At 59.8% G+C, this 22,691-nt stretch carries 15 protein-coding genes; 6 read left to right on the top strand and 9 right to left on the bottom strand.

The window, feature by feature from the left end; translation table 11 throughout:
- Window positions 1-31: 31 nt before the first annotated feature.
- From HMPREF2605_RS00625 to HMPREF2605_RS00610, 4 genes are all read right to left on the bottom strand, one after another.
- Window positions 32-1,549: an ATP-binding protein gene (locus HMPREF2605_RS00625; protein WP_049354093.1), complete on the bottom strand. Its 1,518-nt coding sequence runs from the start codon at window positions 1,547-1,549 to the stop codon at window positions 32-34.
- Between the two features lie 194 nt (window positions 1,550-1,743).
- The gene (locus HMPREF2605_RS00620; protein ID WP_049354094.1) at window positions 1,744-2,556 is read right to left on the bottom strand and encodes an HAD-IIB family hydrolase; all 813 of its coding nucleotides are present in this window, start codon (window positions 2,554-2,556) and stop codon (window positions 1,744-1,746) included.
- A 52-nt stretch (window positions 2,557-2,608) separates the two neighbouring features.
- Window positions 2,609-3,154: a YbhB/YbcL family Raf kinase inhibitor-like protein gene (locus HMPREF2605_RS00615; protein ID WP_070846650.1), complete on the bottom strand. Its 546-nt coding sequence runs from the start codon at window positions 3,152-3,154 to the stop codon at window positions 2,609-2,611.
- Between the two features lie 83 nt (window positions 3,155-3,237).
- Window positions 3,238-4,173, bottom strand: a complete 936-nt coding sequence (locus HMPREF2605_RS00610) for a carbohydrate kinase family protein (protein WP_070846649.1) — start codon at window positions 4,171-4,173, stop codon at window positions 3,238-3,240.
- Between the two features lie 287 nt (window positions 4,174-4,460).
- On the opposite strand from HMPREF2605_RS00610, the gene HMPREF2605_RS00605 reads away from it, so the two are divergent.
- Window positions 4,461-5,897, top strand: coding sequence for a glyceraldehyde-3-phosphate dehydrogenase (locus HMPREF2605_RS00605; protein ID WP_070738108.1), 1,437 nt, complete (start codon window positions 4,461-4,463; stop codon window positions 5,895-5,897).
- Window positions 5,898-6,009: 112 nt separating this feature from the next.
- Here HMPREF2605_RS00605 and HMPREF2605_RS00600 read toward each other — a convergent pair whose 3' ends face one another.
- From HMPREF2605_RS00600 to HMPREF2605_RS00585, 4 genes are all read right to left on the bottom strand, one after another.
- Entirely contained in the window at window positions 6,010-7,206 is a 1,197-nt protein-coding gene (locus HMPREF2605_RS00600; protein ID WP_070846648.1) for a putative glycoside hydrolase family 15 protein, read from the bottom strand.
- Window positions 7,196-8,911, bottom strand: a complete 1,716-nt coding sequence (gene pelF / locus HMPREF2605_RS00595; RefSeq protein ID WP_070599560.1) for a GT4 family glycosyltransferase PelF — start codon at window positions 8,909-8,911, stop codon at window positions 7,196-7,198. The genes HMPREF2605_RS00600 and pelF overlap by 11 nt, the downstream gene beginning before the upstream one ends.
- Window positions 8,912-8,944: 33 nt before the next feature.
- On the bottom strand, window positions 8,945-10,300 hold the full coding sequence (locus HMPREF2605_RS00590; RefSeq protein ID WP_070846647.1) for a hypothetical protein: 1,356 nt from the start codon (window positions 10,298-10,300) through the stop codon (window positions 8,945-8,947).
- Between the two features lie 476 nt (window positions 10,301-10,776).
- Complete coding sequence (locus HMPREF2605_RS00585; protein ID WP_070846646.1) at window positions 10,777-15,666, bottom strand: NAD-glutamate dehydrogenase; 4,890 nt, start codon at window positions 15,664-15,666, stop codon at window positions 10,777-10,779.
- Between the two features lie 240 nt (window positions 15,667-15,906).
- Here HMPREF2605_RS00585 and HMPREF2605_RS00580 point away from each other — a divergent pair, with 240 nt between their 5' ends.
- Window positions 15,907-16,821, top strand: a complete 915-nt coding sequence (locus tag HMPREF2605_RS00580; RefSeq protein ID WP_070846645.1) for a shikimate dehydrogenase — start codon at window positions 15,907-15,909, stop codon at window positions 16,819-16,821.
- Between the two features lie 84 nt (window positions 16,822-16,905).
- Here the strand turns inward: HMPREF2605_RS00580 and HMPREF2605_RS00575 are convergent, their stop codons facing one another.
- A complete protein-coding gene (locus HMPREF2605_RS00575; protein WP_070846644.1) occupies window positions 16,906-18,198 on the bottom strand; it encodes an MFS transporter in 1,293 nt (430 codons plus the stop codon).
- 436 nt (window positions 18,199-18,634) lie between these two features.
- Here HMPREF2605_RS00575 and HMPREF2605_RS00570 point away from each other — a divergent pair, with 436 nt between their 5' ends.
- From HMPREF2605_RS00570 to HMPREF2605_RS00555, 4 genes are all read left to right on the top strand, one after another.
- Window positions 18,635-19,285: a peptidoglycan amidohydrolase family protein gene (locus HMPREF2605_RS00570; protein WP_049354102.1), complete on the top strand. Its 651-nt coding sequence runs from the start codon at window positions 18,635-18,637 to the stop codon at window positions 19,283-19,285.
- Window positions 19,286-20,318: 1,033 nt separating this feature from the next.
- Complete coding sequence (locus HMPREF2605_RS09355) at window positions 20,319-20,918, top strand: DUF7340 domain-containing protein (protein ID WP_141762257.1); 600 nt, start codon at window positions 20,319-20,321, stop codon at window positions 20,916-20,918.
- 196 nt (window positions 20,919-21,114) lie between these two features.
- Window positions 21,115-21,339: a hypothetical protein gene (locus HMPREF2605_RS00560; protein WP_070846643.1), complete on the top strand. Its 225-nt coding sequence runs from the start codon at window positions 21,115-21,117 to the stop codon at window positions 21,337-21,339.
- 311 nt (window positions 21,340-21,650) lie between these two features.
- A complete protein-coding gene (locus HMPREF2605_RS00555) occupies window positions 21,651-22,637 on the top strand; it encodes a glycosyltransferase family 2 protein (RefSeq protein ID WP_070846642.1) in 987 nt (328 codons plus the stop codon).
- The last annotated feature ends 54 nt before the right edge of the window (window positions 22,638-22,691 follow it).

The raw sequence follows: 22,691 nt of genomic DNA, 5'->3' as shown, positions 1-22,691 counted from the left end.
GGCCGCTTTTGCATGTTAGCCCGATATTCGGTTAGGCCAGGCGGTATGTCGTATTGCGGTTACCTCGACCGCCTTCACGCACGATCACGCCCTCTTGAAGGAGCTTCGTGAGGACGTACCGGACCTGCGGCTTCTGCAGCTCAGCAAAAGGCCCAGGAAGAGCACCCATGATGTCCTCGATACCGGCGGGGTGACGTAGCGAGCGCAGGGAGAGAAGCACCGCCTCCTGACGGTTACCAGGAACCGTAGATGACGATTGGCGCGGGTCTACTTCCGACTTCTGCTGCGGTGAACCAACATCGGCGGCACGAGTACCATCCAGAGGCTCCCTGCTGATAATCGCGGTAAAACGAATGACCCCATCAACGAATTGGATGGGTTTCAGCCCTGCCTGACGCACCGCCTCCTGGGCAGTGTAGATGCCACTACCCTCACCTTCGATGACTCGGTATCCGTCGTCGGGGGTTGTTACATGCGTGCAGACGTCATACAGGCGGTCATTCACGCGGGAGCGTTCGCCGTACTCTTGCAGACGCTGGAGAGTGATTCCGTATAGACCGCCGGGGTTCTCTACAGAGATTCGGTCAGGGAAAATCCTGACGCGCACCTCTTCGGTATCTGCTTTGGGGTTGAGGCTGCGGTGTACGAGTGCATTCGACAGAATCTCGCGAAGGGCAATATCGGGTACTTCCTGCCCGTTGATGAGGTGCCCGTTGGACAGTTCGACAACCGGGTGTGCCAGGTTCCGCTTGACCCATGCCAGAGTCTCTTCGAGCATCGCGGGGATGGGGCCGTCCGCCTCAAACTTGTCGAGGTTGCGGGCTTTACCGCTTGGGTCGATGACGACTCCGGTGACTTTGAGCGAGGGCCTGAACTCCTGAGGGTAGGAACCCAAGGCGTATAGGCCTGCGAGGGAAAGATTATCGGTTCCGAGGGCAATAATTCCCTTGCGGCGAAGCACTTCTTCATCGGAACTTCCGGCGAGGCGGCGTGATTTAGCACAGACGTCTCGCAGATAAGCAGTTTTGAGGCCTTCGTCTAGGTCAGCCAGGGAGGTGTATTCTACCGGCTCCTCATCGAATCCGGTGCGTGTCCGCTGAGCCACCATCAGGTCGGTTTCGTGGCGGCTCATTTCGTGGTCACCGTCGCCGGAACGCACGTACGCTTTACCGCCAATGTAGGCGGGGCGTTCGTAGGGAGGCAGCGGAGGGATTGCGGCAACAAAGATTTTGGCGTCTTCGTAGAGGATGGTGCCGGATTCCATGGTGTTCGGCGGCTTGAGGCCCCTGCGGAGCTTGTTGCCGAGAGTTTTTTCTAGGTCTGCAGGGTCGTATACGCCTACAGGCGCAAAGTCATTATTCTCGTCGAGGCCGCAGATAATGATTCCGCCCGTGGAACTATTGGAGAAGCTACTCAGGGTTGCGTCTAGGCTTCCCGGGTAGCCTCCGTGGGCTTTTTTAACCTCGATAAACTGCGTATCGCTGCCGTGAGTACGCAGTAGTTTGATGGTTTCAGCAAGCCATTCGGGGGTCCATTCCACGTTGTTCATACAAAAAATTTTAGTCTAGACACAAATCAGACACAAAAATTTAAGTCTAGACATAAATTTTTATGTCTAGACTCAAATTTTTTATGTGTAGACATAAAAGTTTATGTCTGAGTTATGTCTGCGGAGGCTCACCCAGCCGCTAGCGCTGGATAGCTAGCACCGGATGGCTCGTGCTGGATAGCAGTGCTAGGCGGCTAGGACCGTTCGGCGAGCATCGCCTCAATCGTCTGCGCCACACCGTCCTCATGGAAGGGCGGGCAAGTGCGCCCCACCTTCGCAATGAGTGCCGGCTGCCCCGAGGCCATGGCGAAGCCCTCCCCCGCCCAGCAGAGCATCTCCGCGTCATTCGGCATGTCACCAAACGCCATCACCTCGTGCGCCTCAACGCCGTGGCGTGCCGCGAACTTCTCCAGAATCCGCCCCTTATTCACGGTCTTAGAGCCCATTTCGATGAGCGGCTCACCGACCACGCCGCGGGTCACCGACACCAGCGAACCGACCGCCTGATGCACGCGCGCCTGCAGAATATCCGGGTCCATGCCGGGCACACGAATCAGGTACTTAATGACCGGGGTTGAACCAATACGTTCGAGCGCCTCGGCGATTTTCGCCTCCACCACGCGGGCGCCCTCAAGCACCTCACCGCCCTCGTGCGGGCCCTGAATGTAGACGGTATCCACGGTTTCGAGGGTGTAGGTGGCGTCGGGGAACATGGGCTCCAGCAGCTCGTGAGTGCGGGCAATCACCGCCGGATCAGCGCCGTTGACTTCTTCCACCTCGTTCGCGCCCAGGTGGTACACCACGGCGCCATTGGAGCAGATAGCGTAAGAGTCGAAGTCGGTCTGCTCACGCAGGGGCGTGAGCCAGCGGCTCGGGCGGCCGGTGACGAAGACGATATCGATCCCGGCGGCGCGGGCAGCCTCAAGGGCGCGCAAGGTACGCGGACGGAACCGGAAATCGTGCCCGATGAGGGTGCCGTCCAGGTCGCTGGCGATGAGTTTAATCATGCAGTGTTTGCCTTCGGTGATGGGGTGTGTCGGTGCTGGTTAAGGCTACGTGTTAGGCTACCGGTTCCGCGTAGGTGACGGTCAGGAACGCGCGGCCCAGGCCGTGGCCGAGCAGGTTGAAGTTCACGACGGCGGGGGTGGCGTTCTCGTCAATGTCGAGCTTCTCCACGTCCACGGCGGTGACGCAGAAGATGTAGCGGTGCGGGCCGTGACCAGCCGGAGGCGCAGCACCCAGGAAGCCCGCCACGCCGGCGTCGTTGCGGTGCGTCAGGGCGCCGGCGGGTGCATCCGCACCGGTGTCGATGCTGGTCACGCTAGCGGGAATATTGGAGACGGTCCAGTGCCAGAAGCCGCTGGGGACCGGCGCATCCGGGTCGAAGCAGGTCAGCACGAAGGACTTGGTGCCTTCGGGGAATCCGCTCCAGGACAGCTGCGGGGAGCGGTCCTGACCACCAGCAATGCCGAAGAGTGCGGAGCGCATCCATTCGGGGGCGGTGCCGCCGTCCTGAATGTCGGTGGAGGTCAGGGTAAATTCGGGCAGTTCGGGCATGCCCGCGTAGGGTTCGCGGGGCAGGGGCGCGGTGCCAATGTTGGTCATGGTGCTCCTCAGCGTTGGGGTGCGGGTGGATATGGCGACGCCGGCGGACAGAGTGAGCTATCCGCCGGCGAGGCGTGAATTTTTTAGCCGTTGAGTACGGCGTCGAGTTCTTCGCGGGTGGGCGGGTTAGCGCCCGCGCGGGAGACGGTGATGCCGGCTGCGGTTGCGGAGAAACGCAGCAGGTCGGCAATCTCTTCTGCGGTCAGTGCGGCGACCTTAGCGCGTGCCTCGGAACCGGCAATGCCGCGGTCGAGCAGGCCAGCAATGAGCGCCGCCATGAGGGAGTCACCGGCACCGACGGTGTCCGCAACCTCAACGCGGTGTGCGGGCTGGCTGATGCCCTCGGGGTACTTCTTGGTGAAGGCGATGGGGCCATCTTCGCCGCGGGTGATGACCATCAGCTCTGCGCCGAGGTCAAGCCATGCGCGGGCGGTGTCGTCGAGGGAGCGCTCGGGGTAGAGCCACTGCAGGTCCTCGTCGGATGCCTTCACGACGGTGGAGAGGGAGACGAACTTTTCAGCCCATGCGCGGCCCTCGTCAACGTTGTGGATGAGGGTGGGGCGGCAGTTCGGGTCGTAGCTGAGCAGGGCGCTGTCGCGGGCGGCTTCAAAGGCTGCGGCGACCACGTGCGCGCCGGGTTCAAGCATGGCGGCGATGGAGCCGGTGTGTACTGCATCGGAGGTGCGTGCCAGTTCGGTGAGCTTCTCGGCGACGGAGTCGAGGGACCAGGTGATGTCGAATTCGTACTCTGCCGCGCCGTCGGCGCCGATGGTTGCCTGGGCGACGGAGGTGCGCTCGGCACTGTGCTCGAAGGGCAGGGTCACCTGGGATGCTTCCAGGTGTGCGTCAATGCTCTTGCCGTAGGCGTCGGGGCCGTAGTGGCCGACGAAGTTGGTGGAGTGGCCGAGGCGGCGCGCGCCGACGGCTACGTTCATGGGCGATCCGCCGGGGTAGGCGCGGGTTTCTCCGTCGTGCTGGTGGACGACGTCTACGAGTGCTTCACCGATTACAGTCAACATGGTTTCAATTCTACTCATGTTTGCGCCCTCGTGGCGTGTGTTTTTGTGGGTATTTAAAGTGGTTTTGCTTTCCCTTCTGAGGGCTTGTGTTGGCTTGCCGTGTGGGTTCACAAACTGCCTTCTGTCTCTTCTGACTTTTAGCCTCAATATCGCTAATTTTGAGGGTCTGGAGGGGTTCACACGGGTTAGACTTAAACCGACGCCGGGTCTTAACGCCCGGCACGGTATTGACGCGACAGCATCGTCGCGCCTACCCTCCAACGACGAAGTTAGGAAGAAGGTCATACGTGACGACTGCAACCGCTACCTGGGTTAACCGTGAGGCTACCGCAGAGGAGCTGATCCCCCTCATCGGTAAGCTGCACCGCGAGAACGGCGTGGTGCTGAGCATTCACGGCCGCAGCCTGGTCAACAAGTCTGTCATTGAGTTGCTGAAGCTGCACGATTTCGTATCCCACATCGATGGTGCGCCCCTGAACCCCGCGCACTCCCTCGAGCTGGTTCGTGCTCTGACTGAGCTGAACCTGGGCGCTTGCTCGATTAACATTGCTGCCCTGCACAAGGCACACCACGAGGCGGGCTCCCCCGAGCTGTCCATGTGGCTGCCCGAGCAGCTGGGTTCCTCTGTGAACCACCAGGGTGACCAGCCGAAGGAGCAGGACGTTGTGCTGTACGGCTTCGGTCGTATTGGTCGCCTGCTGGCTCGTATTCTGCTGGAGCGTTCCTCCTCGCCGCTGGGTTCTGGTCTGAACCTGCGCGCTGTTGTGGTGCGTAAGAACGGTGATAAGGACCTGGTCAAGCGTGCATCCCTGCTGGAGCGCGACTCGGTTCACGGCCCCTTCAAGGGCGTTATTGAGGTGGACGAGGAGAACAGCACCATCATCGCTAACGGTGTTCCGGTTCGCTTCATTTACTCTTCGGACCCGACCACTGTCGACTACACCGAGTACGGCATCAACGACGCTCTGCTGGTGGACAACACCGGCCGCTGGCGCGACGTTCCGGGCCTCGAGCAGCACCTGAACCGCCCCGGTATTTCTCGTGTTCTGCTGACCGCTCCCGGTAAGGGCGACATGAAGAACATCGTGTTCGGCGTGAACGACAACGTCATCACCGATGAGGACAAGATCCTCTCCGCAGCATCCTGCACCACCAACGCAATCACTCCGGCGCTGAAGGTTCTGGATGACGCATACGGTGTTGAGCGCGGCCACGTTGAGACCGTTCACGCGTTCACCAACGATCAGAACCTGATCGATAACTTCCACAAGGGTGACCGCCGCGGCCGTTCCGCTGTGCTGAACATGGTCATTACCGAGACCGGTGCTGCTAAGGCTGTTTCGAAGGCTCTGCCGCAGCTGGAGGGCAAGCTGACCGGTAACGCTATCCGCGTTCCCACCCCGGATGTCTCCATGGCAATCCTGAACGTGAAGCTGACCAAGCCCGCAGGTTCCGCTGAGGAACTGAACGAGCTGTTCCGCCGCGAGTCCATTGACGGTGCTCTGCGCCGCCAGGTGGGCTACTCGGATTCCCCCGAGGCCGTTTCCACCGACTTCGTGGGCTCCCGCACCGCGGGTGTTGTGGACTCGCTGGCTACCGTGGTGACCGATGACTCCGCAATTGTCTACGTCTGGTACGACAACGAGTTCGGTTACTCCTGCCAGGTGATTCGCGTTCTGGAGCGTATGGGCGGCTACGACGTGCCCTCCTACCCCGCTAAGTAGGTCACCCCAGCTCATCTGACACACATATAACGAACCCACCGGTACATATAGCCATTTGGCTATATTGCCGGTGGGTTTGTTTATGAGGTTATATGCGCAAATAAGGGGTAAATTACGCCTTACGGCGGTACACCACACCCTGATGCGCCCGCAGCGTGAAGCTCGAGGGCACCGGGCGGTTTGCCGCATCCACCAAACCGGAGGGAACCTTCACGGTCACATCCTTCGAGCCGGTGTTCAGTGCCGCCCAGCCGTTCGTAAACGCGCGGGTCTGCGCGGTCTTCTGCGCGATAATGCCGCCGACCGGGTCCCCCAGATCATAGGAGAGCTCGGGGGCGTGCGGAATCTCGTCGTAGGCGTCGTGGTGGGTTGCGCTGATGCCGGTGAAGGCGCCTCCGCCGAACACCCAGAAGCCCGCCAAACCGTAGAGGAAGTTCTCATCCGTGCCGGTAATCGGAGCCTTGCGGTCACTAAGCGGGGTGCGCAGAATCGTCACCTTCTTCTGCGAGGCGGCACTGCGGCCACCCAGGCCCGCAAAAGTAGCGCCCAGGTTGACGTCACCCGCCGAGCCGTTCGCAATCTCACGGCCCTGCATCACGGCATACGGCGAGGTCAGGTAATCGTTCGGACCCCAGCCGAGCCACACCTCCTCAAAGCCGCCACCGTAGGCGCTGTGACGCTCCCACTTGCCCCAGCGCAGACGCGCTTCAGCAATATTGGGCACCAGAATCTTGCCGATCTTATTCAGCTCAATACCGGCGTAAGCAACCAGAAAATCCAGGTGCTCACGGATCTTCGTCATGGACTCCACGCCCTGGATGGGCAGGTCCAGACCGTAGTAGTCGTTCTCCACGTCGTTATCCGCCATGACCCCGTCGAAGGGTGAGTCGCGCATTTCGCGCACCACAGCGTCCACCCAGTGCCAGCGGTAGTCGGCGTTCCACACCTGCATCTGGAAGTGCTTGGAGTAGCCCTTCCACTCGATGCGGTCACCGTTGAGGCGGTGGGCGAAGAAATCCTTACCGGAGTTCGCCATGGACTGCGCCAGCGGGTAAGACACACCCGAGGAATAAATCGGGCCGGGCTCATAGGAGCGGGTGGAAGACAGGCACTTATACGCCAGTACCACCATTTGAGGTGCACGCTTCTTCAGGTAGCGTGCCGCGTCCAGTTCCCAGGGCTGCAGGATTGCGACAGAGTAGTTCTTGACCGCAAAATCGAGCTGCTGCTGGGTAATGGGCTTGCCGCCGTAGCGGACCCAGGCACCAAACTTGCCGGGTCCGCCCAAGCGGTTGAGTTTATTCGCCATCGTACTCCGGGTCGAATTCGGGGGCGCGAGGGGGCAACTTGCCCAGCTCGCGGTAAATCGTGTTGTAGCGGTCCATGACCAGTCGCAGCTGGAAGAAGCTGACAATACGGTCGTAGGCGTTCACACAGTAGCGTTCGTAGATGCTGGGTTCCTCCATGAGGGTGCGCAGCGCCGCCGCGAAGCCGTGAATATCACCGGGGATGGTCAAGATACCGCAGTTACCGATTTCGTGGCCATCGGGGGCGACCAGCACATCGTCGATGAGCTGGGACATACCGCCCACGTCGGTGCTGACCAGCGGGATGGACGCAGCCATCGCCTCGAGCGCCACAATCGGCTGACCCTCATTGTAGCTGGGCATGAGCAGCAGGTCGAAGCGGTCGAGCATCGCACGCACGTTCACGGTGCCGTGGAAGGTGATGTACTCGCCCATGTTGAGCTCTTCGATGGTGCGCAGGCACAGTTCGTAGTACTCGGGCAGGTGGTCCTTGGGGCCGAGAACGTCCAGGTGGAAGTTCACCAGGCCCTGATCGCGCAGCACCGCGAGGGAGCGGATCAGGTCGGTCAGGCCCTTAATGGGCACCACGCGGGCGATGAACACGAAGCGCCACACGTGGCCGCGACCCTCAGCGAGGATGCGTGCACGCGCCGCCTGGCGGGCGTAGTAGGCTTCCGCCACGGACTCGATGAGCATACCGTTGGGCAGAATGATTGCGCGGTCCTTCTCGCCCTCGTTCATCTGGTCGATGGGCGCACCAATACCGCGTGCCTCTTCCAGCGCCTTGGGGTACAGGTAGGTTGCCATGTCGGCGCTCGGGTAGCAGAAGCGACCCATTTCCACGAACCAGACGGACCAGGCACGCTCATCGAGGGTGACCGGGCCCAGGCCGGGGTGCTCACGCTCCTCGTTGAGGAAGGCGTAGTCGGTGGTGACGGGCTTCGCCATGTTGCGTTCGAGCTTGGTGTTCACGGTGTCGCGAATGTAGAGGTTGTGCTCGGTCAGTAGGAAGCTGGTGCCGTGGTCACGTGCGGCTGCGGCGGCGATGAGTGCCGCGTAGCCGGTGGTGTGGGCGTGGTAGACGCGGGCGTGCGGCATCCGCTCGTGCAGGATTGCAAAGAGGATGGAGACGAAGTCGCGCACCTTCCAGAAGAGCTCACCGAAGGGCACCTCGGAGAAGAAGCCCAGACCCGCAATCGCCTGCATGAACTCGCGGGTTCCGAAGAGGCCGAAGAGGTTGTAGCTGCGGGTTGCGGGGTTGATGCCCTCGTCGTAGAGCTTCCAGAGGGGGTTCACGTCGCCGGCGATGAGGGCGCTGAATCCGTCCATGAGGCGCTGGGTGAGTGCCTGACGCTCCGCAAAGTTCATGCGCAGTGCGGAGGGGTCGCAGGCTTCCGCGAAGGCGTCGCGGTTGACTTCCAGGCTCAGGTACAGCACCTTGACCCACTTGACGTTCTCGGGCATGCCGTAGAGGTCTTCGTGGGGGGAGTTCTTATCCCAGGCGATGTGAATAATGCCGTAGGTCAGATCCGGGTTTTCGCAGACGATATCGTGCACCACCGCGGACACACCACCCTTGAGGTAGGGGTAGGTGGATTCCATGATGATGGCGACGTCAACGTCCGGGTATTCGGGGTCGCTGTAGTGGGGGCCGGGAGCCGGAAGCTGCAGCGGCGCGTAGTGGTTTCGGTACATCTGTTCAGTCATTGTCGTGTGTATCTTTCGCGGACCGTGCGGTTCTTACCAGGCGAGGGCTCGACGCCAGAAGAGGGAGTACTCGGGGGCTGCCCACGCCTGACGGTAGACGCGGTAGCAGGCGAAGGCGAGCACAGCCTCGCCCACGATGATGGGCAGGTAGCCGGTCTCGTTGGGCAGAATCATGAAGGAGATGAAGAGCAGCACCAGGTGGGCTGCGGAGAGCAGCTGCACGGTGACGTACATGGTCATGTACTCGATCTGGTAGATCAGCAGTGCCACTGCAACGAAGAGGAACGCCACGACCAGGCCGGAGAGCGCCAGCGGGTAGGACTGCGGCAGGAAGATGAACATCAGGATGCCGGTGACAATAGCGCTGGCGATGTAAATCAGCAGGGAGTTGCGGATAGCGCGGTTGGAGGCGCGCAGAGCCTTCGAGGACTCCGCCTGAACGCCCTTGTAGGGCAGGCGGTCGAAGATGGTCCACAGGTGCTGAATGCTTGCGTTGACGCGGTCTGCCTCCACCACGAAGAAGTAGTTGTAGGCGATAACGCAGGGGATCAGGCTCAGGTAGATTGCCACAACGTTGATTTCACCGCCGGTGACCAGGAAGAGCATGTACTTATCAGCCCAGATGATGGAGCCGGTGAAGAAGCCGCGCAGGGCGTCGAGCGCAATGTCCTTGAGCGGGATGCGCGCGAAGTGCAGCAGGTGCACCAGGTCCTTACCGAGGCTCACAAGCAGGATGAGCGAACCAACCAGCGGCGGCAGGAACCAGATGACGGGGTAGCAGTACAAGGCAAGAGTGTAGCCAAGCCACGCGATGAACCAGATGATGCGGTTCTTCGCGAGGTTCGGGATGACCAGCAGCTGCGCGAACGCAATGTTGAGAACGCCCAGGACGAAGAACGCACCGAATGCAGTCGGGCTCCAGTGAAGAACGAGGGCGACCGGAATTGCGAAGAGCAGCACCAGCGGCATGGTCATGAAGAAGAGATAGAGCCAGTTGCGGGTGAACGCGGTCAGGTCGGTAATGTCCTGGAACTGCGGCTCGGACATGCGTGCGCGTACGGCTCGTGCTTCGGCACGCTTGAGCTGGTGCTCAAGGGTTTCAGCGTGAATACGCAGGCCTTCGCGGGCGTCCGCAATCTTCTTGTGCTCCATCTGGATAGCACGGTAAAGGGGCAGGCAGGCTGCCTGGCTGAGCCAAGGAACGGTAATGGACGCCGCCAGAATCACCTGGATCAGGGGTACACCATCAAGGTTGTACCGGTTAATGGTCGGGGTGACCATGGGGAAGACGGTGGTCAGCAGCGCGACCGGGGAAACGTAAAGCAGAAAGTTAATGAGGAGGCGCCACGCGGTGGTGGTTTTTTCCTCGGTACCGTGGTTGGTAGACAATCTTGCAGACTTTCAGTCGATAATCGTAAAGATTAGGGGCAGTGTGTTTGAACAGCACCGTGTGACGCGCCAGGGGAAAGAGTCGTCGTACCGAGAAGTGCCGGGTCCCCATGGTTTGCGCTGATGCCGCCGTGAATCAATATACGGCATATATCAACTAAAACCTTTGGTTTCCTTAACCCTCTACTTGATATTTGGAGGGATTTAGGACACATCCACATAATGCGCGTCACACAAGAATGCAAAACATCTAGTGAGAGCAATATTCTATGCAATATACGCGGGGTGCAACAACCTTGATTTGGGTGCTCCACGCTAGGTGCTGACGCGCTGGCACACCGGCACAAGGTTCACCCAACCAAGGATCCCCCGCACTACCTGTGCACGCACCATGTGTCCCTGCGCAAAAGCATCCCGGCCCCTCCCACCGGGAGGGAACCGGGATGCTCTAAGCGACCCTAACGGGCCTTAGCTATTTAGGATGCACTCGAGAGAGTACGCAGTGCCACGGACACTACAGCCAGGCGCGGGTGACCCGTGACGTCCAGAGCGGCCTCGCCAATCTCCTTCAGGATGCGGTCGATGTTGCCGACGCGGGTCGGGTGCTCTTCAATCCAGGTAGCCAGTGCCTTCTGCGCACCGTCCACGGTGGAGAAGTCACCCTTCGCGCCCTCTGCCACGGACAGTGCCAGTTCTGCCGCAGTCTCGTAGAGGCTACCGCGCATTGCCTGACGTGCCAGGATCTCCCAGCGGTCGCTACGGGGCAGGTCGGTGATGAGGCCGAGCAGCTCGTCCACCTTGAAGCGGTCGTAGGTTGCGAAGTAGACCGGTGCCAGCGAAGCTGCCTCGAAGTCGTGGTCGCGTGCCGAACGGATAACGTCCAGCAGGGCGTAGCCCTCGAAGCCGCGGATCCAGATGACGATGAGTTCCTCGGGCAGGCCCCATGCCTCGCCTGCGTCGCGCTTTGCACGGACGCGAGCACGGGAGGTGCCGGAGAGGTACTCGGGCAGGTTGTGGCGCATCTCGACGACGGAACCGAAGGTCTCCAGCAGCTCGGAGATGCTGGTGCCAGCAACGACGCCGCGCTCGGTGATGAACCAGCGGACCGCACGGTCCAGAACGCGCTGGTTGTCGCGCAGAACGGTGAACCATGCATCCAGCGGGGTCTTCGGGGGCAGTTCGCGGTGCAGCTTAGCAGCGGTGCCCAGCTCGAAGAGCTCACGAGCGACGATGAAGGCGCGTGCGACGGAATCGATACCGACGTTGAACTCCTCCATCACGCGGTATGCGAAGGTGATACCGCCGATGTTGACCAGCTCGTTAGCGACGCGGGTGCAGATGATTTCCTTACGCAGCGGGTGCGAATCCAGGTGCTGGCCGAAACGCTCAACCAGTGCTGCCGGGAAGTAGCTGCGCAGAACGCCTTCCAGGTAGGGGTCGTCCGCGAAGTCGGTCTGCTCCAGTGCGTGGGTGAGGTAAATCTTCACGTACGCAGCCAGGACGGACAGCTCGGGGCGGGTCAGGCGGTCGCCGGTGGTCTCCAGGCGCTCGTCCAGCTCCTCGTCAGTGGGCAGGAACTCGACGGCGCGGTTCAGACCGGCGTGCTCTTCCAGGTCGTGCATGAGGCGCTTGTACAGGTTGGTACCCAGGACGGAACCGTGGAACTCACCCTGCAGCAGGACGTTCTGCTCGACATTGGTCTCGAGCACCTTGCCGCCGACCTCGTCCTGCAGGGACTCGATGAAGGAAGCACGCTCTTCAACGGGCAGTTCGCCGTGTGCAACGAGGCGGTCCACCAGAATCTTGATGTTGACCTCGCGGTCACTGGTTTCCACACCTGCGGAGTTGTCGATTGCGTCGGTGTTGAGGATGACGCCGTTGAGCGCAGCCTCAATACGACCCAGCTGGGTGAAGCCGAGGTTACCACCCTCGCCAACAATCTTGGCGCGCAGGTCCTTGCCGTTGACGCGCAGTGCGTCGTTAGCCTTGTCGCCAACCTGTGCGTTGGTCTCGGTGGAGGCCTTCACGTAGGTACCGATACCACCGTTGTAAATCAGGTCAACCGGCGCCTTCAGGATTGCGGAAATCAGCTCGGTCGGTGCCAGCTCGGTGACGGACTCGTCCAGGCCCAGAACCTCGCGCACCTCGGGGGTGATCTCGATGGACTTCAGACCGCGAGAGTACACGCCACCACCGGCGGAAATCAGGTCGCGGTTGTAGTCCTGCCACGAGGAACGGGGCAGATCGTACAGGCGCTGACGCTCGTCGAAGGAGACGGCTGCGTCGGGGTTCGGGTCCAGGAAGATGTCGCGGTGGTCGAATGCTGCGACCAGGCGGGTTGCCTTGGAGCGGAGCAGACCGTTACCGAACACGTCACCGGACATGTCGCCGATGCCGACTGCGGTGAACTCTTCGGTCTGAGCGTCGTGGCCGAGCTCAGCGAAGTGACGCTTGACGGACTCCCAAGCACCGCGTGCGGTGATGCCCATTGCCTTGTGGTCGTAGCCGACGGAGCCGCCGGATGCGAACGCGTCGCCCAGCCAGAAGCCGCGCTCCAGGCTGATTGCGTTTGCGGTGTCAGAGAATGCTGCGGTGCCCTTGTCCGCTGCAACCACCAGGTAGTAGTCGTCAGCGTCGCGTGCGATAACGCCCTCGGGGCGGACAACAGTCTCGGAGCCGTCAGCACCAACGGAGAGGTTGTCGGTGACGTCCAGCAGGGAGCCGATGAAGACCTTGTAGGACTCGCGACCCTCGGTGATCCATGCGTCGCGATCCACTGCGGGGTCGGGCAGCTGCTTGGGGTAGAAACCACCCTTCGCACCGGTGGGGATAATGACAGCGTTCTTCACCATCTGTGCCTTGACCAGGCCCAGAACCTCGGTGCGGAAGTCGTCACGGCGGTCCGACCAGCGCAGGCCACCACGTGCGACGCTACCGAAGCGCAGGTGAACACCCTCAACGCGCGGGGAGTAGACGAAAATCTCGAACTTGGGGCGGGGCAGGGGTGCGAAGTCGATCTCCTGCGGTGCCACCTTGAATGCGAGTGCGGGGCGGTCAGCCAGGTATGCGTTGGTGCGCAGGATAGCGCGGATGACCTTGCCGAGGGAACGCAGGTAGCGGTCAGCGTCCAGGGTGGGGATCTGGTTCAGTTCCTCAACCAGGGCTGCTTCGATTTCCTCACGGCGTGCGTTGCGCTGCTCATCGTTGAGGCCGTTGTTCGGGTCGAAGCTGACCTCGAAGAACTCGACCAGGTGCTTGGTGATGGCCGGGTTTGCGAGCAGGGTGTTCGACATGAAGGACGGGGTGTAGCCCAGGCCCAGCTGAATCAGGTAGTGGTTCAGGGCACGGAACAGACGTACTTCCTGCCAGGTCAGGCCCTCAGCCAGGATCAGGCGGTCCAGGGTATCGGACTCGCGCTCACCGAGCAGGTAGGCGTTCAGGGCATCCTCGTACAGGGAAGCCACAGCGTTTGCGTCCACGCCCTCGGGGAATTCAACTCCGAAGTCGTAGAGGTAACCGTAGTCTTCGCCATCCTCAGGCTTGAACTCGTAGGGCTTCTGATCAACAACGACCAGGCCCATATTCTGCATAACCGGCAGAAGCTCGGTGAGGGTGTGAGGTGCGGACAGGTAGGTCTTCAGTCGGGTGGTGTTGGCTTCGCCGGCTTCAACCTTGATTGCGGCGGGCTTCTGGCCCGAGAGAGATTCAAGAATCACGATATCCTCGATTGCTTGTTCTACTGTGTAATCGGCTCGGTAGGCTGCACTAGTCGCATCTGCCCAGGCTGATGCGAGTCGGCGGCCTTCCGCTCCGGGTTTCCATGCCTCAATAGCAGCTGCGGTTGCTTCCACCCAGGAGCGGGCGGCTTCTTGCAGTCGCTTTTCGAGAGCTTGATGATCCGTCTTCGGCACATCGTTGGGGTTCGTGAGCCGAATGCGGAAAAATAGACGCGCCAACGATGAGGAAGACAGGTACACCTCATGGTCGATGGCACTCAAATCAAATTCCTGTCGGAACACCTGCTGAATGCGGGAGCACACGTTCGTGTTGTAGCGATCCCGAGGCAGGTACACCACGGCGGAAATAAACCGGTTGAACCGGTCAGCGCGCAGGAACAGGCGGGTCTTGCGACGCTCCTCCAGACCCATAATGCCGCCGAAAGTATCGGTCAGATCATTAGCGGAAGCGTGCAGCAGTTCCAGGCGGGGGTAATCCTCCAAGGCACCCAGAAGCGCCTTGTCAGAGTAAGAACCGGGGTGGTAGCCAAGGCGGCGGCGCACCATCGCAATACGCTCACGCACCAGCGGAGTCTCAATAGCGGGCAGCGCATACGCCTGGCGAGTGAACAGGCCCAGGATGACGTACTCGCCAATCACGCGGCCATTCAGGTCGAAGCGGCGCACACCAACGTAGTCCAGGTAGTCGTTGCGTGCGACGGTGGAGCGGGAGTTCGCCTTCGTGATGTACAGCGGGCGCGGGAACAGAGCGCGCTCCAGGGTCTCACCCGAGAGCGGAATGCGGCTCTTACCCTCCGTGGTGCGCAGAATACCGAGCGCCGAACCGGGGCGGTCCACCAGAGAAATAGCGCCGGAGGAGCCGTCCAGTACGCGCTCCTTCACGCCCATGAACACAAAGTTGCCGCGGGTGAGCCAGCGCAGGAAGTCCTGTGCCACCTCCACGCGGGAGGCGGGCTCCACGCCGCGCGGGTTGGCGGCGTAGGATTCCTCGCCGTGGCCCAGGGTTGCGCCACGCAGGTCGTACATGGACTGCGCCAGGTCGAAAACGCGGGTGACCATGGCGTCCAGGTCGGTGTGGCAGGCGCGAACGTCAGCGAGGACGCGCTCCACTTCCTTCTCGCAGCGGCGCTGATCTTCCTCAGTGAGGTAGCGGGTCAGGCGGACCGCAATCCAGGACTCAATAGCGACCGTGGTGCCCTCGGGGGCGTTATCGCTGAGCTTGAGGGAGGGCACGCCAAGAGTGGCGGTATCGCCGCTGGCAAGGTTGCCGCGCATGCCGGTGCCGCGCAGGCTCAGGAGGTTACCGTCCGGGCCGCGTTCGGCGAGGAAAGTGGGGTGAAGAATCGTGACGAAACCACCAAAGTGCGCGGCGAGGCATGCGGTCAGGGAGCTGACAATGTGCGGCATGTCGTCAGTCGCGACGTACAGGGTGGTGTTGTACTCGTCATTGCGTGCGGCAACGACAGGGGTCTTGGGCAGGCGGATTTGAGCCAGCGCACGGTGGGTGCGAGCCAAATCCTCTAACTCTGCCGGGGTGAACTCTTCACGCTCATCTTCGGGGCTGTTCAGGAAATACTGCTCGACCCATGCATCGGCGCCAGCGAAGTGTGCCATAGCCTTGTCAGTCATTGACAATCTATCCTCCGAATATCGGTATCACTTCACTGTGACGGTGTCTGTGTGGTCTCATGTGCGCGCCGTGGCGCGCGAGCACTTATACCAAGCTTATACCTTTGAGGTGTTTCTGTCAGACATATCGCTCTTGTGGGCGTAGAAATTATTTTTATCTTCTTCCCAAATCCAGCGCGCATTTGGTACGGGTTCAAGAAAGTAGGTGCATCTTGAGGGGTGGACACGTACAGTGAAACTATGAGTTTGCGTACTGAATCTTTCCTGGTGGGTCTCATTGGTGACGGCATCACCTCCTCACTGACCCCTCCCATGCACGAGGCGGAGGCGGACGCGCACGGGGTGCGCTACCTGTACCGCCCCGTCGACCTGGACGCCCTGAACCTGGACGGCGCCTCCGCCCCAGCGCTTCTGGATGCGGCGGCACTGCTCGGTTTTAACGCTTTCAACATCACGCACCCGTGCAAGCAGTCCGTCATGGAGCACCTGCACGAGCTCTCGGATGCGGCACGCGCCCTGGGCGCGGTCAATTGCGTGGTGATTCGCGAGGACGGCAGCTTCTACGGCGACAACACGGACTATTCGGGGTTCATCGCGGGGCTGAAGCGCGGCCTGCCGCAGGTGGCGGAGGATCCGGCTCGCATGGAGCACGTGGTGCAGCTAGGTGCCGGCGGTGCCGGTAGCGCCACGGCGTACGCGCTGTGCCGCCTGGGGGTGCACCACCTGAGCCTCTTCGAGCGTGACGCGGCGAAGGCGCAGGGGCTGGCGGAGCAGCTGGGTGGGCTCTTCCCCCAGACCCGAATCGAGGTACTAACCGAGGATGAGCGCCTCATTGAAGCTCTACTGGAAGCTCAGGGTTTGGTGAATGCGACCCCGGTGGGTATGCACGTGCATCCGGGTATGCCGTTGAGCGATTCGGCACTGGATGCCGGGGTGCTGCGCGAGGGCCTGTGGGTTGCGGACGTCATCTACCTGCCGCAGGAAACACAGCTGGTACAGGTAGCGCGTGCCGCCGGGTGCGAGGTGCTAACGGGCGGCTACATGGCGGTCGGTCAGGCGGTGGATGCCTTCCGCCTCTTCACCGAGTTAGAACCAAATGCAGAGCGCATGGCAGCTCATTTTGAGGCGCTGATTGCGGCACAGCAAGGGGTTTAGAAAATTAAACACGGAGGTGGGGCTGGATAGCTAACTATCCAGCCCCACCTGCTTTTATTCTATATACGGAATATATTCTGTGGGCTATGCATCCAGCTCATCCAGGGTCTTTTTGTAACCCTCACGAGCCGTCAGCGCACCCAACGCCACGAGCACGCACATGGCAACCGTGAACACGGCGGGCAGCACTGCATTATGCAGGTCAGCACCGGCGAGGCTCGTCGCCACGGCGGGGGCGACGCCTCCAGAAATCGCGAAGCCAATCTGGGTACCGAGCGCCAGGCCGGTCACGCGCACGCGGGTCGGGAACATCTCCGCGTAGAAGGCGGGCCACACGCCGTTCGCCATGGAGTAGAGCGCACCGTGCATGAGCACGCCGTAGGCGAAGATACCAACCCAGTTACCCTCGGCAATCGCGCCGAGGTACGGGAACATCACTAGGGAAGAAGCCACCGCACCGGTAATGAAAACGGGCTTGCGGCCAATCTTATCGGCGAGCATGGCGGCAAGCGGAATCGCAATCAGGCCGAGAGTATTCGAGGCGACCGGCACCAGCAGCATAGTGCTGCGGTCGAGCCCGTAACCCTTCGTGGCGAAGGACAGCGCGAAGGTCGTGAAGACCATGTTCACGGTGTTGACCATGGCACACACGGCGATGGTGAGTACGGCACGCTTGTGGTGCTTGAAGACCAGCATGAGCGGGGACTCGGTGAGCTTTTCGCGCTGCAGGTAGGCGGGCGGTTCAGAGAGGGTGCGGCGAATCAGCCAGGCGGTCACCACCACGAAGGCGGAGAGCCAGAAGGGTACGCGCCAGCCCCAGGTGAGCAGGTGCTCGTCCGGCAGGGCAGCGAAGGGAATGAACACGGCGGTCGCCAGTAGCGAGCCGAACTGGGTGCCCTGCAGGGTCCAGCTGGTCGTGAAGGCGCGCTGGTGTTCGTGGGCGTGCTCCAGGGAGATGGAGATGGAGCTTGCCTGCTCACCGGCGGCGGAGAGGCCCTGAAGCATACGGCAGGCGACCAGCAGAATCGGCGCGATAATACCCGCCTCGCTATAGGTCGGCAGGCAACCGATTGCGAAGGTTGCAAAGCCCATCAGGAAGAGGGTGAGCATCAGGACGAATCGGCGGCCGTAACGGTCACCGAGGGGCCCAACAATCATGGCGCCAAAGGGTCGCACAACGTAGGCGACGCCCACAACCACCATGGACTTGAGGATGCCGATGGCGGCGGTGTCTTCGGGGAAGAAGATGCGGTTGAGTACGATTGCCGCGGCGGTGCCGTAGACGGCGAAGTCGTAGTATTCGAGGGCGGAGCCTATCCAGCTGGCGAGGGCGGCTCGTCGTGGTGATCGGGCGGGCGCGTCGGTGCGTCGGCTCATGGGTGGCTCCTTCGGTGGTGTACCCGTTGGGAGGGGCGGGGCCGCGGTGTGGGCGGCCCGCGCGGTCTGTCAATGTGCCCTTCCAGTGTAGGGAGCGTACCGCACGTTTTCCATAGGGTTACCTAAGTTCCCAGAGTATGAAGACAAAGCATGAAGAGAGCGCGAAGCAGGGATGGCGGGCTAACACCTCCAACCCCAGCCAGTTCATAAGCGATCAAGAAATTTGTAATTTCAAAAATGCGCGACAGGACTTTCGCACCCCAACCCTCGTAAAGTGAATATCACCTCGGCAGGAGTGTGCCTGCTGAGGAATCATGCCGATCAGGATAAAGCTGGTCGGCATTTTTAGTGTCCAATTCATTTGCTGTAGCCCTGCACTTTGACTTCCCGGGAATGTCAAAGTGTAGGGCTACAGCCTTTCCGAAAGGATTTTATTATGTCCAAGATTGATCAGGCGATTGCATGGATGGAGCAGCGTAAGGGCAAGGTGACCTATTCGATGAATTATCGAACTGGCCCGCATTCTTATGACTGCTCATCTGCGGTTTACTTTGCACTGCGAGATGCTGGCCTGCTCCCGCAGAATATTGCTATTGGTAATACCGAAACGCTCTTCCACGATTTGGAGAGTAACGGCTGGACTCAGGTTCGACCGGATGCATCGGGTAATTACCCGGCACGACGTGGCGACGTGTTTATTTGGGGTCGCCGTGGATACACCAGCGGCGCAGCTGGTCACACCGGCATTTTCTACGATGACCACGACACGATTATCCATTGCAATGCTGGCCACAATGGTATTTCCATCAATCCGCACGACACGATTTGGGTGTATAACGGTTCTCCTGCAATCACGATTTATCGTCCCCCTGCAGAAGTAAACGAAGAAGAGGTTATCTATCGCGCAGCTAAGAATGCGATGAATGCAATTTTTAATGAGCCTTTTGTTCGCCAGGGCGACCTCGCTAAGGCTCGCTATGGCAATGCCACTGTCGGCCTGCGCGGCGTAATCCACTGGTTCGACAACTCCATGTTGTACCTTCAGCAGCGTCTCGATGATGCAGAAAAAGCCGTGCGTGCGCTCTAGTTAGATTTATCTACTGAAACCAAAAAGATAACCATCAGGGTGTTTGGGGGAGGGTCCCTAGGCCCTACCCCAAACACCCATAAAACTTTAAATATAACGCATTCAATAAATTACAAAATTTCACCTAATGAATATTTATCGATAAATAAACCAGTATAAGTTGATTTACGAATTAAATAGCCTCATCTACCTTCAAATACACCCCCCCTCTGAACCAAATATTAAAGGGCGATTTAGAACATTGAAAAGTATCTGTTTACTCTTTTGACTAGGCATAATATTCAGGAGAAACCATGAAACACCTACCCCGCCCCTGCGCAGGATGCAGGGAGCCAACCAGTTCCTATAGAGAGGATTGCCGCACCTGCCAGGCGCGGCGCCGTGCTATACAGACGCACGATAGTCCCTATCTAATGCAGGGGCATTCAATATGCCCTCGGTGTTGGCGTACGGCAGGTCTCTCCCTACCGGCCAGTAGTGTACGCCCGGAGAGCTACGGGCAACCGCTCGTAATAGAGAATCAGTGGAATCCTATCTATTCCATCTGTCGTGCATGTATTCACGCTCCACGAGGCACTGTCCCTCTTGATTCACCGCGGGTCTATCTTCCTGTCAATCCTAGAGCTCGACGAACTTCAAAGCAGCGAATTTACCCTTCGCGAGCAAATCCGGTTCTTTTTCTTCCGCTTTCTCATTGCACGCGTTGTGAGAAGCCAATAGATGAGGATTCTCGACATGCTGGGTATCCTTTGTGCCGCAAGCACTACCGGCAATTGAAGCGACAGAACGAGCACCAGGACACTGGAGTAGCTCCAATCGGTAAGAAGAGCGAACAGGATGAATTGGTCGTCCATGATGCCGGTCTAGCATCATTCCTACACGCACGGAGAAAGCGTCTGTCGCATGCTTCAACTTCGCTGCCACGAAGCAGAAGCAGGGCAAATCCATGTATGACCAACACTATGGTCCACACACCTTCCGCACTGTAGCGGATATCAATAATTCACTCATTTAGCAGAGAGGCTACATCATTATGGCTACCATTTCGTCTAGCGATCAGCTACAACAGCATCTGATCGCTCTAACCGTGGGCACGCCAGTGAAGGACGCAGACCGTCAATGTCTGCATCGCACAAAGTTCCGTATTCCACGCCACCAGGCATTATTGGACGAGTTGGCAGATTATGTAGCCGGCGGTTCACGTACCGGAGGAGCATCCAGCACCAGCCGCTTTGGATGTCGTATGCCCATTTCTGCTAATGCGCTACAAGTTCAGGAGTCTATTCGTTCCGTTGTGATGGGCTCATTCCCAGGTGCACCGCTGAAAAATCAGGTTTCTGCGTGGATTCGCAATCACCTACATCAGGAGCTTCATGATGAGGCGTTGACAACGACGACCAGTTGGATTCGGGCCATTGTTGCGTTGCGCCATCCCAGCCATGACTTGCAGGGATTTTGCCCTAACTGCGGGGAGCAGGAAGTCACGAAGACAAGCTGCGACGGCTCAACATCAATACGCAAATCTGCACTATATTACACCGCTGAACGAGCATCTTGTCGTTCATGCTCTGCTGTGTGGGAAGGGTTAGAAGGCATGAAGGCCTTAGCCCTGCTACTTCATAGCCAGGACTAATATCGTCCACTATTAAGCTTCTGCCTGTGAACATAGGTATCCAATCCAAGTAGGATTACACCATTTTCCCGGGCAGATAAAACTACCGCATGAAGCTGTTATTTCACTGCTGTAGTTCACCCCGTCGGGTTTATCCTGGCGGGGTTTTCTGTTAAACCGCGGCTATCATAGCCGCCCAACCGCCAAGGAGATTATCATGGCACCTATTTCTGAAGCATCCGCCTACCGCGCAGCGCATCGAGCTCTGACTGATGTGTATGATGCGCCTTTTGTTCGAGAAGGTAATCTTGCGGTTGCTAAATTTGGCAACGCTACTGTCAACACTCGAACCGTTGTGGAATGGTTCGATCATCAGGTGATTCTTATTGCTAAGCGTATTGAAGATATCGAGAAGCTCGCAAAGTCAAAGCGCCATGCTTAGACATCGCCCAGGATGGCGTAAGCAGCTGTACGCGGTCATTCCAGCTACCACTGCTGTCCTGCAGACCTACGGAATCCTCACGCAGGAGCAGGCAAGTGTGTGGGCTGGTCTCGCGATAGCCCTCTGGGGTTTGTGGATGGCTTGGGCTAACACCGACCATACTCGCAAGCCCCGCAATACTACGCATATCCCTCCTCATCAGTAGGTCCGTCACATATCGTGGGGGCGGTGGAACATATTTCGATTCCCTACCGCCCCCACCGTATGATGTACCTGTATAAGTTCCAGCCGCCGCATTCCGAAGAGGTCCCATGCCGTCACCCCGCACCAGCATTATCATGCCGGTCTATAACACCGCTGACACTGTCGTCGCCGCGATGGAGTCCGTTCTGGCACAGACCGACCCCAACTTTGAGCTGCTGGTAGTGGTTGACGGTTCCCCGGATTGTTCCTCGAAGGTGATTCGCGAGTTCCTGAAGAACACCCCCGACCCCCGCATCCGCCTGTTCGACAATGAGCAGAACGCCGGCGTGTCTGCGGCACGCAACCAGGGTCTGGATGAGGCGCGCGGCGAGTGGATTACGTTCATTGACTCTGATGACACGTACCGCCCCGAGTTCCTGGAGCGCCTGCACGCCGCGGCGGCACGTAACGGCGCGGATGTGGCAACCTGCGGTCACACTATTGCCCGCGCCGACGGCTCCACGATGGACCGCCCGCAGGGTGCGCCCGGCACGTACACGGGCAACGATATTGCCATCAACTATCTGCTAAACCGTTTTACGGGTTTTGTGCACGATAAGATTTTCTGCGCTTCGCTCTTCTCTTCGGTACGTTTCGCAACCGATATTCACCGCGCCGAGGATGCCCTCGCGGTCTTTGAGTGCCTCATGCAGGCGCAGAAGCTTGAGGTTATCCCGGACTGCCTGTACCTGTACCACATGGGCTCTGAGGGCCTGACCTGGGGCCGCGTGACCCCGGTGGAGGAAAGCATCCGCCACACCCGCTACATGCGTGAAGCGGGTGCACCCCTGCTCTCCTCGAAGGAGGGTCAGCAGGCTCTGGCGATTTCTTCTGCGGTGACTTACCTGAATAATGCGCAGCAGGCGCTCATGAGCGATAGCGCCGACTCGGACGCGGTAATCCGCGAGTGCCGCCGCCAAATCGAGTGGGGTTGGGTTGTGCCGGCGCTGCGTTCTAGCCCGGTGGTGGGTGCGGCGAGCCTGCTGTTGAAGCTCTCCCCCGCCCTGTACCGCACCCTGTACGGCGCATACGTTCGCCGCGCCTACGGCATGTAACCCCTCAACGTTCTTATCAGTCCCGCTCTTATCAGCCCCGTTCTCAAAGGTTCC

The organism is Rothia sp. HMSC065C03 (assembly GCF_001837295.1).
GTDB lineage: Bacteria > Actinomycetota > Actinomycetes > Actinomycetales > Micrococcaceae > Rothia.
Note: the sequence above shows the minus strand (reverse complement) of the source record. Positions and strands in the feature narration are given on the sequence as shown.